Below are 13,677 nucleotides of genomic sequence, written 5' to 3' on the forward strand. Positions count from 1 at the left end.
GTACGGTGGGGCCGAAAGGACCCCGGGGCCGCACACACGTGGCGACCATGGTTCATCTTGCCTCAGAGGTCGCGGGGCCGATCGCTCGAGACGTGCCTCGAGGCTGGCGATGATGGCATCGCTGACGGCGCAACGGAGGCCGCGCTGGAGGCGGCGGCGGCGGCGGGCTTCCTCCAGGCAGCTCGGTTCGGGGCACAGATAGGCCGAGCGACCCATGCCCCGATCCAGGCTCACGCTCCCGTCGGCCTGACGCACCACCCGCCAGAGCTGGCTGCGGTCGCAGAGGCGGCGGCAGGAGACGCAGCGGCGCAGCACCGGGCGCCTCGCATTCGACGTCACCGGACGTCCTCAGTAGGGAGCTCGTCGTCGTCGTCGGCGTCGGCCTCGATTGGAGCTTCGGCCGGCACCTCAGGCTGGCTTTCGGCCTGGCCATCGGAGGGCAGTTCGCCCTCCTCGAAGTCGTAGGACTCCTCGTCCTCGGGCAGGGGGTAGAGCTCCCGCAGGCGGGCATCCTCCTCGGCCCGGGTGGCCTGCTCGGCCTCCAGACGGGCCTCGGCTTCGGCCTGCAGGGCCTCCTCCTCCTGGCGCTGGGCGATCAGGGCCGCCACCGTCTGGTCCTCGCTGACCTGGTCGTACTCCTGGGCATTCTTGATGTCGATTTTCCAGCCGGTGAGCCTGGCCGCCAGGCGCACGTTCTGACCCTCCCGGCCGATGGCCAGGCTCAGCTGGTCGTGGGGCACGAGTACGTGGGCGTGGTGCCCTTCGGGGTCGACCAGGCGGACCATCTCCACCCGCGCCGGGCTGAGGGAGTTGGCCAGGTACTGGGCCGGATCCGGCGACCAGCGGATCACGTCGATCTTCTCGCCCCGCAGCTCGTTCACCACCTGCTGGATGCGGGAGCCGCGGGCGCCGATGCAGGCCCCCACCGGATCCACTTCCCGCTCCACACTGTCGACCGCGACCTTGGTGCGGGGGCCGACGGCACGGGAGGGGGGATTGGCCTCGCGGGCCACGGCAACGATTCGCACCGAGCCCTCCTGGATCTCAGGCACCTCGTTCTCGAACAGGTAGACCACCAGGCCCGCATTGGCCCGGGAGACGAACAGCTGGGGACCGCGACGGGGCACCTCGCTGACCTCCTTGAGGAACACCTTGAAGGTGGCGTTGGCGCGGTAGTTGTCGTTGGGGAGCTGGTCGCGGCGGGGCAGTTCCGCCTCCACCTCCGGTCGGCCCAGGCCGCTGCTCACGGCCATGATCACGCTCTGGCGCTCGAAACGGATCACCCGGGCGGTGAGCACGGGGTCCTCCAGGTCGGCGAATTCCTCCTGGATCATGCGGCGCTGCTGGTCGCGCAGCTTCTGGGCCAGGACCTGCTTGGTGGTGGCGGCGGCCATGCGGCCGAAATCATCCTTCTCCGGTGTCACGTCCAGTACCACCGTGTCGCCGATCTGGGCGTCTTCCGCCACCTGGCGCACCTCTTCGATGGCGATCTGGTGGTCGTCGCTCTCCACCTCCTCGACAATGATCTTGCTGGCCAGCACCCGGTAGCCCTCTTCCTCGAGATCGAGCGCAACGTCGAAGTTGCTGAAGTAGTCCTCCTCGAAGGGGTCCTCGCTGATGCCCAGGTAGAGGGTGCGGCGGTAACGCTCGTAGCCCTTCAGGAGTGCCTCCCGCAGGGCCGCCTCCACCACCTGGGGAGCCAGCTTCTTCTCGTCGCTGATGTCCTCGATCAGGTTGTTGAGACCGGGGAGCAGAACCAGGGCCATGAACTCGGGGGCAGGTGGGATGGAAGGGAAGGAAGGACGAACCGGAGCGGCTCAGGAATCGGGCGGAGTTTCGCTGAGCCGCACCCGCCGCACCTCCTCACGGGGGATGCGCAGGATGCGGCCGCGCTCATTGAGCTGCACCACCTGGTCATCCCGGCCCAGCAGCAGGCCCGTGCGGCGCACCTCCGCACCGCCGGCCTCCTGGCGGATCAGCTCCACCGGGAAGCCCCGGAAGCTGACGAAGTCCCGGTCGGTGAGGAGCTCCTCCCCGATGCCGGGGCTGCTCACCTCCAGGACGTAGGCCATGGTCAGCAGTCCCGACGCCTCAAGGGCCTCGGCGAGGGGACCGCTCACGGCGGCGCACTCGTCGAGATTCACGTCGGAGCCGTCGGTCCGCTGCACCCGCACCACGACCGTGAGGGGGATGCGATGGGCCAACACCTCCACCGACTGCACCGTGAGATGCGACTCCTGGACCACCGGCCGGGCCAGTGTCTCCAGGTCGTCGGTGAGGGGATGGGGCAAGGACTGGCGGCGTGGGGAGGATCTCCCGCGGGCGGGATGGTCCGCCGTGCGCTGCAGTGTTCACTGCCCCCAACCAGCGGCGCAGTCCCTGTCAGGGGAAACGCCATCCGGGAAAAGGGTGATGCCCGGCGGGCACTGACTCACCCTAAGGGATTGGCCCCCGGGGGGCTGGGCAGCTCCAGGACAGGAGCCTCGGCGTAGTAGTCGTTGGCGCTGACCTCGCCCCGCAGACTGAGGTCCTGGTTGAGGCATTGGCCGCACTGCTCAGTCGTGCGCAGAAACTGGCAGACCCGCGCCCAGAGCTTGGCGCGGCTGCCGGGAGCCCCCTGGCTGAAGTGCACCAGGTCGTTGCCTCCGGCCATCCCCTGGATCTCCACCTTGCAGAGGGTGCAGCGCTGCCGGGTGCCGGGAGGGATTGTGGCCATGGCCTCGGGGAGGACTGGGGGCAAAGTTAAGCCGATTCAGGTCATGCGGTCCCGCTCAGGGCCAGCCAGAGCGGTCTCCGATGCGAATTCTTCAACTGAGTGATCCCCATCTGCTCGCCGATCCCGCCGGCCGCTGCCATGGCCGGCCGGCGCTGGACCTGCTGCACCATGGGCTCCAGGAGGCCCTCCGCCAGCTTCGGGCGTTCGGGGAGGCCCCCGATCTGCTGCTGATCAGCGGTGACCTCTGCGATGACGAGAGCTGGGGCGGTTACGTCCGCCTGGGGAAAGTGCTGCAGACGCTGCCGCTGCCTGTGGCGTTGCTGGCGGGCAACCACGACCACCCCGCCCTGCTGCGGGCCGCCCTGGGGCGCCGCGCCGTGATCGCTCCGGCCCTGGTGCGCTGCGGCCATGGCTGGTTGCTGCTGCTCGACAGCCACTGCAGCGGTGACACCGCCGGCGAACTGGGCCCGCTCCAGCTGGACTGGCTGCAGCGCCAGCTCGCCGCCGAGGTGCCGGCCGGGGGCCAGCCCCTGCTCGTGGCCGTGCACCATCCCCCGGTTCCGATCGGCGACACCGCCATGGATGCCATCCGGCTGCGGGATGGTGCGGCCCTGATTGATGGGCTGCGGCCGTTGTCCGGCCTGCGGGGGCTGGTCTTCGGCCACGTCCACCAGCACTGGCAAGGGGACCTGCCCGGCCGGCCGGAGGTGCCCCTGCTGGGCTGCCCCTCCACCCTGCGCAGCTTTCCCCCCGTGCAGTGCTGCCCCCTGGAACGTCCGGACGACCCTGGCGGGCGCTGGCTGGAGATCGGCGAGGACGGCGTCCTGCGGCAGCGGTTGCTGCGCTGGGCGCCGCTTGACGGGCCTAGCCTCGCCTCATGCAACGCTCCCACCCCCTGTCTTCCCTGAGCCGGCGGCTGCGGGGCCTGATGGTGCTGGCCCTGCTGCTGGTGTTCACCGCCCTGCCCCTGCCCGCCGCGGCCCTCGAGGCAGATCCCCCGGCCCTCACCCCCCACAGCTTCGTGGCTGACGCCGCCCGGCGGGTGGGCCCGGCGGTGGTGCGGATCGACACCGAGCGCAACGTCGCCAGGCCCCCCTTCGACCCCACCCTGCTGGATCCCCTGCTGCGGGACCTGTTCGGCGACCCCTCCAGCAGCACGCGGGAACGGGGCCAGGGCTCGGGGGTGGTGATCGATGGGCCCCGCGGCCTGGTGCTCACCAATGCCCACGTGGTGGAGAAGGTGGACGCGGTGACCGTGACCCTCGCCGATGGCCGCCAGTTGGATGGCGGGGTGGTCGGGACCGACCCGGTCACCGATCTGGCGGTGGTGCGCATCGCCGGAAGGTCCCCCCTGAGCGCCGCGCCCCTGGGGGATTCCGAAGCCCTCGAAGTGGGCGACTGGGCCATCGCCCTGGGCAGTCCCTATGGCCTGGAACGCACCGTCACCCTGGGAATCGTCAGCAGCCTGCACCGCGACATCAACAGCCTTGGCTTTGCCGACAAACGCCTCGACCTGATCCAGACGGACGCGGCGATCAACCCCGGCAACTCCGGCGGGCCCCTGATCAATGCCGCCGGTGAGGTGATCGGCATCAACACCCTGGTGCGTTCCGGGCCGGGGGCCGGGCTCGGCTTCGCCATCCCCATCAACCTGGCCAAACGGGTGGCCGACCAGCTGGGTGAGGGGGGCACGGTGGTGCATCCCTACCTGGGCCTCCAGCTGGTGCCGCTCACCGCCCGGATGGCCCGGGACAACAACAAGGATCCCGATGCCCTGCTGCAGCTGCCCGAGCGGGATGGGGCCCTGGTGCAGCGGGTGCTGCCGGAAAGTCCGGCGGAGGCGGCCGGCCTCCACCGCGGCGATCTGGTGGTGGCCATCGCCGACCAGCCGGTCAATACCCCCTCGGCCCTGCTCCAGCAGGTGGAGCGGTCCCAGGTGGGCCAACCCCTGCCACTGAAGGTGGTGCGCGGCCAGCGGGAGCTGCAGCTCTCGATCCGGCCGGCGGCCCTGCCCCAGGCGGGCTAGGAGGCGCCGAGGCGGTCAGGACAGTCCCCCTTGCTACGGTCTGCGCCATTTCCGGCAGATTCCGATGTCCGATCTCCAGGACCGCATGAAGGGGGCCGTGGCCACGGCGGCGGTGGATCAGATCCTCGACGGCATGGTGGTGGGGCTGGGTTCCGGTTCCACGGCCGCGCTGATGATCCAGGCCCTCGGCCGCAAGCTGCAGCAGGGCGAACTCAGCGGCATCGTCGGGGTCACCACCTCCTTCCAGGGGGAGGTGCTGGCCGCCGAGCTGGGCATCCCCCTGCAGGCGCTGAACGCCGTGCAGCGCATCGATCTGGCCATCGATGGCGCCGATGAGGTGGATCCGTCCTTCCAGCTGATCAAGGGGGGCGGCGCCTGCCACGTGCAGGAGAAGCTGGTGGCCCGCCGGGCCGATCGCTTCGTGATCGTGGTGGATGCCACCAAGCTGGTGGAGCGCCTCAACCTCGGCTTCCTGCTGCCGGTGGAAGTGCTGCCCGGCGCCTGGCGCCAGGTGCGGGATGAACTCACCGCCATGGGGAGTTCGGTTGAGCTGAGGATGGCGGTGCGCAAGGCCGGTCCGGTGGTCACCGACCAGGGCAACCTGGTGCTGGATGTGGCCTTCGAGGGCGGCATCGGCGATCCCGCCGCCCTGGAGGCGACGATCAACAACATCCCCGGGGTGCTGGAGAACGGCCTGTTCGTGAACCTGGCCGATCAGGTGCTGGTGGGTGAGGTCGTGGACGGCGTGGCTGGGGTGCGGGATCTGCCCCGGCGTTGACCAGCCAGGGAGTGGACCGGCCCTGGCGTCAGTCGGGCGAGAGCCGCTGACGCACGGACTCGGCGTGGCTGTGCAGTCCCTCGCTCTCGGCCAGGGTGACCACCGCTGGGCCAGTGGCCTCCAGGGCCGCCCGGTTGAACTGGATCAGGCTGGTGTGTCGCAGGAAGGTCTCGACGCTCAGGGCGCCGGCGAAGCGGGCGGTGCCCGAGGTGGGCAGGGTGTGGTTGGGCCCGGCCAGGTAGTCGCCCACCGCCTCGGGCGACCAGGGGCCGAGGAAGATGGCGCCGGCATGGCGGATCCGATCGGCCAGGGCTTCGGGATCCGCCACCAGCAGTTCGAGGTGCTCCGGGGCGAAGCGGTCGCTGAGGGCCGCCGCCTCGGCAAGATCGCCGCAGACCACGATCAGCCCCCAGTCGTTGAGGGCCTGCAGGGTGATGGCGGCCCGGGGATGCCCCTCCAGCTGGGCTTCGATGGCGGCTGGCAGGGCGGCGGCCAGCTCCTCGCTGGTGGTGATCAGGATGGCGGCCGCCAGGGGATCGTGCTCCGCCTGGGCCATCAGATCGGCGGCCACCGGGGCGGGCTTGGCGGTGTGGTCGGCAATCACCAGCACCTCGCTGGGGCCGGCCAGGGAATCGATGCCGACCCTGCCGTAGACCGCTTTCTTGGCCAGGGTCACGAAGAGGTTGCCGGGGCCGCTGATCACATCAACGGCGGGGATCGTTTCGGTGCCGTAGGCCAGGGCTGCGATCGCCTGGGCGCCCCCCACCCGGTACACCTCCTCCACCCCGGCCCGGTGGGCGGCCGCCAGCACGGTGACGTTCGGCTCGCCGCCGGGGCCCGGCGGGGTCACCATCACCAGCCGTTCCACGCCGGCCACCCGGGCGGGAATCGCATTCATCAGCACCGTGCTGGGGTAGGAGGCACGGCCGCCGGGGACGTAGATCCCCGCCCGCTGCACCGGGCGCCAGCGCCGTCCCAGCCGCTCGCCGTGGGGGCCCTCCACGGCCAGATCCGCGGGTCTCTGACGGAGGTGGAAATCGAGGATGCGGTCGTGGGCCAGGTCGAGGGCCCGGCGCAGGGGGTCGGGGCAGGCCCGCCAGGCCTGGGCCAGGCTCTCGGGCGGCACCCGCAGGGGATCGGGCCGCTGGCCATCGAAGCGCTCGCTGAACTCCAGCAGGGCCGCATCGCCGCGCTGGCGCACCTCGGCCAGGATCGCCGCGACCTTGGCCTCTTGCTGCTGCATCTGATCGCCCTCGGTGCGGGCGGCGATCGCTTCGAGCCGTTCACCGGCCAGTCGCCCATCCCGCAGGCAGGCGATCCGCAGGGGCTGCCGCGGCGGCAGGGCCGCGGAGGCGCCACCGGCGGGGCTGCTGCTGGTCGGGGTGGAAGCAACCACGGGGCGGTTCCGGAGGCGGAGGGCTGCCTCAAAATTAGGGCCTGGGGCCGGTCAGGCCCCAGGAGGTAGGATCCACGTTTGCCGAGTCAGCGCCCCTACGCCTGTGGCCAATAACAAGTCTTCGAAGAAACGCATCGAGATCGCTGAACGCAATCGCCTGCGCAACCGCACCTACAAGTCCGCCCTGCGCACCCTGATGAAGCGCTGCCTGACGGCCTGCAGCGCCTACGGCCAGCAGCCCGGAGAGGAGGCCAAGGCCGCCGTCCAGGCCAGCATGAGCGCCGCCTTCAGCAAGATCGATAAGGCGGTCAAGGTGGGAGTGGTGCATCGCAACACCGGTGCCAATCAGAAGTCGCGCCTCAGCGTGGCGGTGAAGCAGGTGCTTGAGCCGGCCGCCGCCGGCAGCGCCGGCGCCTGAGCGCCACCCCATGGCCGTCAGCTCCGAGGCTGCCCCATCCCTGGTGGACAGCCATTGCCACATCGTGTTCCGCAACTTTGAGGCGGACCTCGACGAGGTGGCCCAGCGCTGGCGGGAGGCGGGGGTCAAGTCTCTCGTCCATGCCTGCGTGGAGCCGGCCGAGATTCCGGCGATCCGGTCCCTGGCCGACCGCTTCCCTGAGCTGCGTTACGCCGTTGGGGTCCATCCCCTCGACACCCAGCACTGGCACAGCGATACCGCAGCGGTGCTGGAAGCCGCTGCCCGCACCGACGACCGGGTGGTGGCGATCGGTGAACTGGGCCTGGATCTGTTCCGGGCCACCAATCTTGATGAACAGCTCACGGCCCTAGGGCCCCAGCTGGATCTGGCGGTGGCCCTGGATCTGCCGGTGATCATCCACTGCCGGGACGCGGCCGAGCCAATGCTCGCCGAGCTGCGCCAGCGCCAGCACCGTGGCACCTGCCCCCGCGGGGTGATGCATTGCTGGGGGGGCACCCCCGAGGAGATGGCAGGTTTCCTGGAGCTTGGCCTCTACATCAGCTTCAGTGGCACGGTTACCTTCGCCAAGGCCGAGCCCATCCACGCCTGTGCCCGGCTGGTGCCGCCCGATCGCTACCTCGTCGAAACCGACTGTCCCTTCCTGGCGCCCGTGCCCCGCCGCGGCAAGCGCAACGAACCTGCCTATGTGGCGGCGGTGGCGGCCAGGGTGGCCGAGCTGCGGGACGAGACGCTCGAGCAGGTGGCGCAGGAGACCACGGCCAATGCCACCCGACTTTTCCGACTGCCCCACCAGGTTGTATGATGTCTAATTGGCCTGGAAGCGGAAGCGCTCTTTTTGTCCACGACGGCATCCATTGAGTCGGCAGCTAAGTCGGCAACATCGCAGCGAGCCCTGTAAGCGCCTCTGCTTGAGCATTCGTCCCATTTCAATGGGCGGATGCCACAGCTAGGCGCCTGTTGGCATGGCCCGTCACCGGGCAATCCTCCAGGCAGGTCCCAGCGTGATCGCCCTTCCCCGTCCAGGCCCGCCCTACCACCACCGTTCCTGCAGGTTCACCGCATGAGCAGCGCGATCCAGGTCGCCAAGACCGTCACTTACCTTCCCGATCTCGTGGAGGTACAGCGGGCGAGCTTCAAATGGTTCCTGGAGAAGGGCCTGATCGAAGAGCTGGACAGCTTCTCTCCGATCACCGACTACACCGGCAAGCTGGAACTGCATTTCATCGGCGACCAGTATCGCCTGAAACGCCCGCGCCACGACGTCGAAGAGGCCAAGCGTCGCGATGCGACCTTCGCCTCGCAGATGTATGTCACCTGCCGCCTGGTCAACAAGGAGACCGGCGAGATCAAGGAGCAGGAGGTCTTCATCGGGGAGCTCCCCCTGATGACCGAGCGCGGCACCTTCATCATCAACGGCGCCGAGCGGGTGATCGTCAATCAGATCGTGCGCAGCCCGGGCGTCTACTTCAAGGACGAGCAGGACAAGAACGGCCGCAAGACCTTCAACGCCAGCCTGATCCCCAACCGGGGGGCCTGGCTGAAGTTCGAAACCGACAAGAACGACCTGCTGCACGTTCGCGTCGACAAGACCCGCAAGATCAACGCCCACGTGCTGATGCGGGCCATCGGTCTTTCCGACAACGACGTGCTCGACAAGCTGCGGCACCCGGAGTACTACCAGAAGTCGATCGAGGCCTCCAACGAAGAGGGCATCTCCTCGGAAGACCAGGCCCTGCTGGAGCTCTACAAGAAGCTGCGTCCGGGTGAACCGCCTTCGGTGAGCGGCGGCCAGCAGCTGCTGCACAGCCGCTTCTTCGATCCCAAGCGCTACGACCTGGGCCGGGTGGGTCGCTACAAGATCAACAAGAAGCTGCGGCTCACGATCCCCGATGCGGTGCGCACCCTCACCGCCGAGGACGTTCTCTCCACGATCGACTACCTGATCAATCTGGAGCTCGATGTCGGCGGAGCCAGCCTCGATGACATCGACCACCTCGGCAATCGCCGTGTGCGTTCGGTCGGGGAGCTGCTGCAGAACCAGGTGCGCGTGGGTCTGAACCGTCTCGAGCGGATCATCAAGGAACGGATGACCGTCGGCGAGACCGAATCGCTCACCCCCGCCCAGCTGGTGAACCCCAAGCCCCTGGTGGCGGCGGTGAAGGAGTTCTTCGGCTCCAGCCAGCTGAGCCAGTTCATGGACCAGACCAACCCCCTGGCCGAGCTGACCCACAAGCGCCGCATCAGCGCCCTCGGCCCAGGCGGTCTCACCCGGGAGCGGGCTGGCTTCGCGGTGCGCGACATCCACCCCTCCCACTACGGCCGCATCTGCCCGATCGAGACCCCGGAAGGCCCCAACGCCGGCCTGATCGGTTCGCTCGCCACCCATGCCCGGGTGAACGAGTACGGCTTCATCGAAACCCCCTTCTGGCGTGTGGAAGACGGCATCGTCCTCAAACAGGGCGATCCCCTCTACCTCTCCGCCGACCTGGAGGATGAATGCCGGGTGGCCCCCGGCGACGTGCCCACCGACGCCACCGGCCGCATCACCGTTGATCTGGTGCCCGTTCGCTACCGCCAGGACTTCGAGAAAGTTCCCCCCGAGCAGGTGGACTACGTCCAGTTGTCGCCAGTGCAGGTGATCTCGGTGGCCACCTCCCTGATCCCCTTCCTGGAGCACGACGACGCCAACCGGGCCCTGATGGGCTCGAACATGCAGCGCCAGGCCGTGCCCCTGCTGCGGCCCGAGCGGCCCCTGGTGGGAACCGGGCTGGAAACCCAGGTGGCCCGCGACTCCGGCATGGTGCCCATCACCAAGGTGAACGGCACCGTCTCCTTTGTCGATGCCACCGCCATCGTCATCCGTGACGACCAGGGCAAGGATCACACCCACTTCCTGCAGAAGTACCAGCGCTCCAACCAGGACACCTGTCTCAACCAGCGGCCGATCGTCCGCCAGGGCGACCCGGTGATCGCCGGCCAGGTGCTGGCCAATGGCTCGGCCTGCGAAGGCGGTGAAATCGCCCTCGGCCAGAACGTGCTGATCGCCTACATGCCCTGGGAGGGCTACAACTACGAGGACGCCATCCTGGTCAGCGACCGTCTGGTGCAGGACGACCTCTACACCTCGGTGCACATCGAGAAGTACGAGATCGAAGCCCGCCAGACCAAGCTCGGACCCGAGGAGATCACGCGGGAAATCCCCAACGTGGCCGAGGAGAGCCTGGGCCACCTCGATGAGATGGGCATCATCCGCATCGGCGCCTACGTCGAATCCGGCGACATCCTGGTGGGCAAGGTGACCCCCAAGGGCGAGTCGGATCAACCGCCGGAAGAGAAGCTGCTGCGCGCCATCTTCGGTGAGAAGGCCCGCGACGTGCGCGACAACTCCCTGCGGGTGCCCAGCACCGAACGGGGCCGGGTGGTCGACGTGCGCATCTACACCCGTGAGCAGGGCGACGAACTGCCGCCGGGAGCGAACATGGTGGTGCGGGTCTACGTGGCCCAGCGCCGCAAGATCCAGGTGGGCGACAAGATGGCCGGCCGCCACGGCAACAAGGGCATCATCAGCCGCATCCTTCCCCGGGAGGACATGCCCTACCTGCCCGATGGCACCCCCATCGACATCGTGCTCAACCCCCTGGGTGTGCCGAGCCGCATGAACGTCGGTCAGGTGTTCGAATGCCTGATGGGCTGGGCCTCGTCCCACCTCGACTGCCGCGTCAAGGTGGTGCCGTTCGATGAGATGTACGGCCCCGAGAAATCGAAGCAGACGGTGCAGACCTACCTCGAGGAGGCCGCCAAGCTGCCCGGCAAGGAATGGGTCTACGACCCCACCAACCCCGGTAAGATCCAGCTGATCGATGGCCGCAGCGGCGAACCCTTCGACCAGCCTGTGACCGTGGGCTACGCCCACATCCTCAAGCTGGTGCACCTGGTGGACGACAAGATCCACGCCCGCTCCACCGGCCCCTACTCCCTGGTGACCCAGCAGCCCCTGGGCGGCAAGGCCCAGCAGGGCGGCCAGCGACTCGGGGAAATGGAGGTGTGGGCCCTCGAGGCCTACGGCGCCGCCTACACCCTGCAGGAACTGCTCACCGTCAAGTCCGACGACATGCAGGGCCGCAACGAGGCCCTCAACGCCATCGTCAAGGGCAAGCCCATCCCCCGGCCCGGCACGCCCGAGTCCTTCAAGGTGCTGATGCGGGAGCTGCAGTCCCTTGGCCTCGACATCGCCGTCTACACCGACGCCGGTGAGGAAGTCGACCTGATGCAGGACGTCAATCCTCGCCGCAGCACCCCCAGCCGTCCCACCTACGAGTCCCTCGGCGTCGCGGATTACGACGATGACTGATCGCTTGATTCACCGGCTCTGATTTCTCCGCTTCTCTCGATCACCCTGCGTTTCCGCCATGTCCAACAGCAACCTCCGCACCGAAAACCACTTCGACTACGTGAAGATCACGCTCGCTTCCCCCGAGCGGATCATGCAGTGGGGGCAGCGCACGCTGCCCAACGGTCAGGTGGTGGGTGAGGTCACCAAGCCGGAAACGATCAACTACCGCACCCTCAAGCCCGAGATGGACGGGCTCTTCTGCGAGAAGATCTTCGGCCCCTCCAAGGACTGGGAATGCCACTGCGGCAAGTACAAGCGGGTGCGTCACCGCGGCATCGTCTGCGAGCGCTGCGGCGTTGAGGTCACCGAGAGCCGGGTGCGGCGCCACCGCATGGGCTTCATCAAGCTGGCGGCCCCCGTGTCCCATGTCTGGTACCTCAAGGGCATCCCCAGCTATGTGGCGATCCTGCTCGACATGCCCCTGCGGGACGTCGAGCAGATCGTCTACTTCAACTGCTACGTGGTGCTCGACAAGGGGGACCACAAGGACCTCACCTACAAGCAGCTGCTGACCGAAGACGAGTGGCTGGAGATCGAGGACCAGATCTTCGCCGAGGATTCCGAGATCGAGAACGAGCCGATCGTGGGCATCGGCGCCGAAGCCCTCAAGCAACTCCTCGAGGACATCGACCTCGAAAAAGAAGCTGAGCAGCTGCGGGAGGACATCAACAACTCCAAGGGCCAGAAGCGGGCCAAGCTGATCAAGCGCCTGCGCGTGATCGACAACTTCATCGCCACCAACGCCCGTCCCGACTGGATGGTGCTGGATGTGATCCCGGTGATCCCCCCCGATCTGCGCCCCATGGTGCAGCTCGACGGCGGCCGCTTCGCCACCAGCGATCTCAACGACCTCTACCGGCGGGTGATCAACCGCAACAACCGCCTGGCGCGGCTGCAGGAGATCCTCGCCCCCGAAATCATCGTCCGCAACGAGAAGCGGATGCTGCAGGAGGCCGTCGATGCCCTGATCGACAACGGCCGCCGCGGTCGCACCGTGGTGGGGGCCAACAACCGGGCCCTGAAGTCACTCAGTGACATCATTGAGGGCAAGCAGGGCCGCTTCCGCCAGAACCTGCTGGGCAAACGGGTCGACTACTCCGGCCGTTCCGTGATCGTGGTGGGCCCCAAGCTCAAGATGCACCAGTGCGGTCTGCCCAAGGAGATGGCGATCGAGCTGTTCCAGCCGTTCGTGATCCATCGCCTCATCCGCCAGAACATCGTCAACAACATCAAGGCGGCCAAGAAGCTGATTCAGCGGGCCGACGACGAGGTGATGCAGGTGCTGCAGGAAGTGATCGAAGGGCACCCGATTCTGCTCAACCGGGCCCCGACCCTGCACCGTCTGGGCATCCAGGCCTTCGAACCCAAGCTGGTCGATGGCCGGGCCATCCAGCTCCACCCCCTGGTCTGCCCCGCCTTCAACGCCGACTTTGACGGTGACCAGATGGCCGTGCACGTGCCCCTGGCGATCGAGGCCCAGACCGAGGCCCGCATGCTGATGCTGGCCAGCAACAACGTGCTGTCTCCCGCCACCGGCGAGCCGATCATCACCCCGTCCCAGGACATGGTGCTGGGCGCCTACTACCTCACCGCCGTCGATCGGGAGAAGGTGCAGCCCGCCTTCGGCGATCGCTCGCGCACCTTCGCCGATCTCGAGGACGTGATCGCCGCCTTCGAGGAGAAGCACCTCACCCTGCACGACTGGGTCTGGGTGCGCTTCAACGGTGAGGTGGAGAGCGACGACGAGGACAACGAGCCCGCGCAGCAGGGCACCCTCTCCGACGGCACCCGCTTCGAGCAGTGGAAGTTCCGCCGCGACCGCTTCGATGAGGACGGCGCCCTGATCAGCCGCTACCTGCTGACCACCGTGGGTCGGGTCGTGATCAACCACACCATCATCGACGCCGTGGCCGCCACCTGAGTTCCACC

The 13,677-nt window shown here is 68.1% G+C and carries 11 protein-coding genes and 1 pseudogene; 7 read left to right on the forward strand and 5 right to left on the reverse strand.

Annotated elements, in window-relative coordinates; all coding sequences use genetic code 11:
- Positions 1–87: 87 nt before the first annotated feature.
- The 4 genes and pseudogenes from KBZ12_RS08760 to KBZ12_RS08775 form a co-directional block, all read right to left on the reverse strand.
- Positions 88–339, reverse strand: a pseudogene (locus tag KBZ12_RS08760) (YlxR family protein); the annotation flags it as partial.
- A complete protein-coding gene (gene nusA, locus KBZ12_RS08765) occupies positions 336–1,766 on the reverse strand; it encodes a transcription termination factor NusA (RefSeq protein WP_254957546.1) in 1,431 nt (476 codons plus the stop codon). The gene nusA and the pseudogene KBZ12_RS08760, both read right to left, overlap by 4 nt.
- A 51-nt stretch (positions 1,767–1,817) precedes the next feature.
- Positions 1,818–2,291 carry a ribosome assembly cofactor RimP gene (locus KBZ12_RS08770; RefSeq protein WP_254957547.1) on the reverse strand — a complete coding sequence of 158 codons (474 nt, stop codon included), beginning with the start codon at positions 2,289–2,291 and terminating at the stop codon, positions 1,818–1,820.
- A gap of 140 nt (positions 2,292–2,431) precedes the next feature.
- Complete coding sequence (locus tag KBZ12_RS08775) at positions 2,432–2,716, reverse strand: hypothetical protein (RefSeq protein WP_254957548.1); 285 nt, start codon at positions 2,714–2,716, stop codon at positions 2,432–2,434.
- A gap of 80 nt (positions 2,717–2,796) precedes the next feature.
- On the opposite strand from KBZ12_RS08775, the gene KBZ12_RS08780 reads away from it, so the two are divergent.
- The 3 genes from KBZ12_RS08780 (at position 2,797) to rpiA (ending at position 5,520) form a co-directional block, all read left to right on the forward strand.
- Complete coding sequence (locus KBZ12_RS08780; RefSeq protein ID WP_254957549.1) at positions 2,797–3,624, forward strand: metallophosphoesterase; 828 nt, start codon at positions 2,797–2,799, stop codon at positions 3,622–3,624.
- Positions 3,594–4,742 carry a trypsin-like peptidase domain-containing protein gene (locus tag KBZ12_RS08785; RefSeq protein ID WP_254957550.1) on the forward strand — a complete coding sequence of 383 codons (1,149 nt, stop codon included), beginning with the start codon at positions 3,594–3,596 and terminating at the stop codon, positions 4,740–4,742. The genes KBZ12_RS08780 and KBZ12_RS08785 overlap by 31 nt, the downstream gene beginning before the upstream one ends.
- A gap of 64 nt (positions 4,743–4,806) precedes the next feature.
- A complete protein-coding gene (rpiA, locus tag KBZ12_RS08790) occupies positions 4,807–5,520 on the forward strand; it encodes a ribose-5-phosphate isomerase RpiA (protein ID WP_254957551.1) in 714 nt (237 codons plus the stop codon).
- Positions 5,521–5,548: 28 nt separating this feature from the next.
- On the opposite strand, the gene hisD is transcribed toward rpiA, so the two are convergent.
- Complete coding sequence (hisD, locus tag KBZ12_RS08795) at positions 5,549–6,916, reverse strand: histidinol dehydrogenase (protein ID WP_396100911.1); 1,368 nt, start codon at positions 6,914–6,916, stop codon at positions 5,549–5,551.
- A gap of 103 nt (positions 6,917–7,019) precedes the next feature.
- Here hisD and rpsT point away from each other — a divergent pair, with 103 nt between their 5' ends.
- From rpsT to KBZ12_RS08815, 4 genes are all read left to right on the forward strand, one after another.
- Positions 7,020–7,334 carry a 30S ribosomal protein S20 gene (gene rpsT, locus KBZ12_RS08800; protein WP_254957552.1) on the forward strand — a complete coding sequence of 105 codons (315 nt, stop codon included), beginning with the start codon at positions 7,020–7,022 and terminating at the stop codon, positions 7,332–7,334.
- A 10-nt stretch (positions 7,335–7,344) separates the two neighbouring features.
- A complete protein-coding gene (locus KBZ12_RS08805; RefSeq protein WP_254957553.1) occupies positions 7,345–8,157 on the forward strand; it encodes a TatD family hydrolase in 813 nt (270 codons plus the stop codon).
- 258 nt (positions 8,158–8,415) lie between these two features.
- Complete coding sequence (gene rpoB / locus KBZ12_RS08810) at positions 8,416–11,706, forward strand: DNA-directed RNA polymerase subunit beta (protein WP_254957554.1); 3,291 nt, start codon at positions 8,416–8,418, stop codon at positions 11,704–11,706.
- 58 nt (positions 11,707–11,764) lie between these two features.
- Positions 11,765–13,669, forward strand: a complete 1,905-nt coding sequence (locus tag KBZ12_RS08815) for a DNA-directed RNA polymerase subunit gamma (protein WP_254957555.1) — start codon at positions 11,765–11,767, stop codon at positions 13,667–13,669.
- Positions 13,670–13,677 lie beyond the last annotated feature (8 nt).

It is taken from the genome of Cyanobium sp. Cruz CV13-4-11, assembly GCF_024346055.1.
GTDB lineage: Bacteria > Cyanobacteriota > Cyanobacteriia > PCC-6307 > Cyanobiaceae > Cyanobium.

Excerpts from the sequence above, each read along its gene's own strand:
- nusA (WP_254957546.1), bottom strand. The coding sequence starts at position 1,766 with ATGGCCCTGGTTCTGCTCCCCGGTCTCAACAACCTGATCGAGGACATC.
- KBZ12_RS08775 (WP_254957548.1), bottom strand. The coding sequence starts at position 2,716 with ATGGCCACAATCCCTCCCGGCACCCGGCAGCGCTGCACCCTCTGCAAG.
- KBZ12_RS08780 (WP_254957549.1), top strand. The coding sequence starts at position 2,797 with ATGCGAATTCTTCAACTGAGTGATCCCCATCTGCTCGCCGATCCCGCC.
- KBZ12_RS08785 (WP_254957550.1), top strand. The coding sequence starts at position 3,594 with ATGCAACGCTCCCACCCCCTGTCTTCCCTGAGCCGGCGGCTGCGGGGC.
- rpiA (WP_254957551.1), top strand. The coding sequence starts at position 4,807 with ATGTCCGATCTCCAGGACCGCATGAAGGGGGCCGTGGCCACGGCGGCG.
- KBZ12_RS08805 (WP_254957553.1), top strand. The coding sequence starts at position 7,345 with ATGGCCGTCAGCTCCGAGGCTGCCCCATCCCTGGTGGACAGCCATTGC.
- rpoB (WP_254957554.1), top strand. The coding sequence starts at position 8,416 with ATGAGCAGCGCGATCCAGGTCGCCAAGACCGTCACTTACCTTCCCGAT.
- KBZ12_RS08815 (WP_254957555.1), top strand. The coding sequence starts at position 11,765 with ATGTCCAACAGCAACCTCCGCACCGAAAACCACTTCGACTACGTGAAG.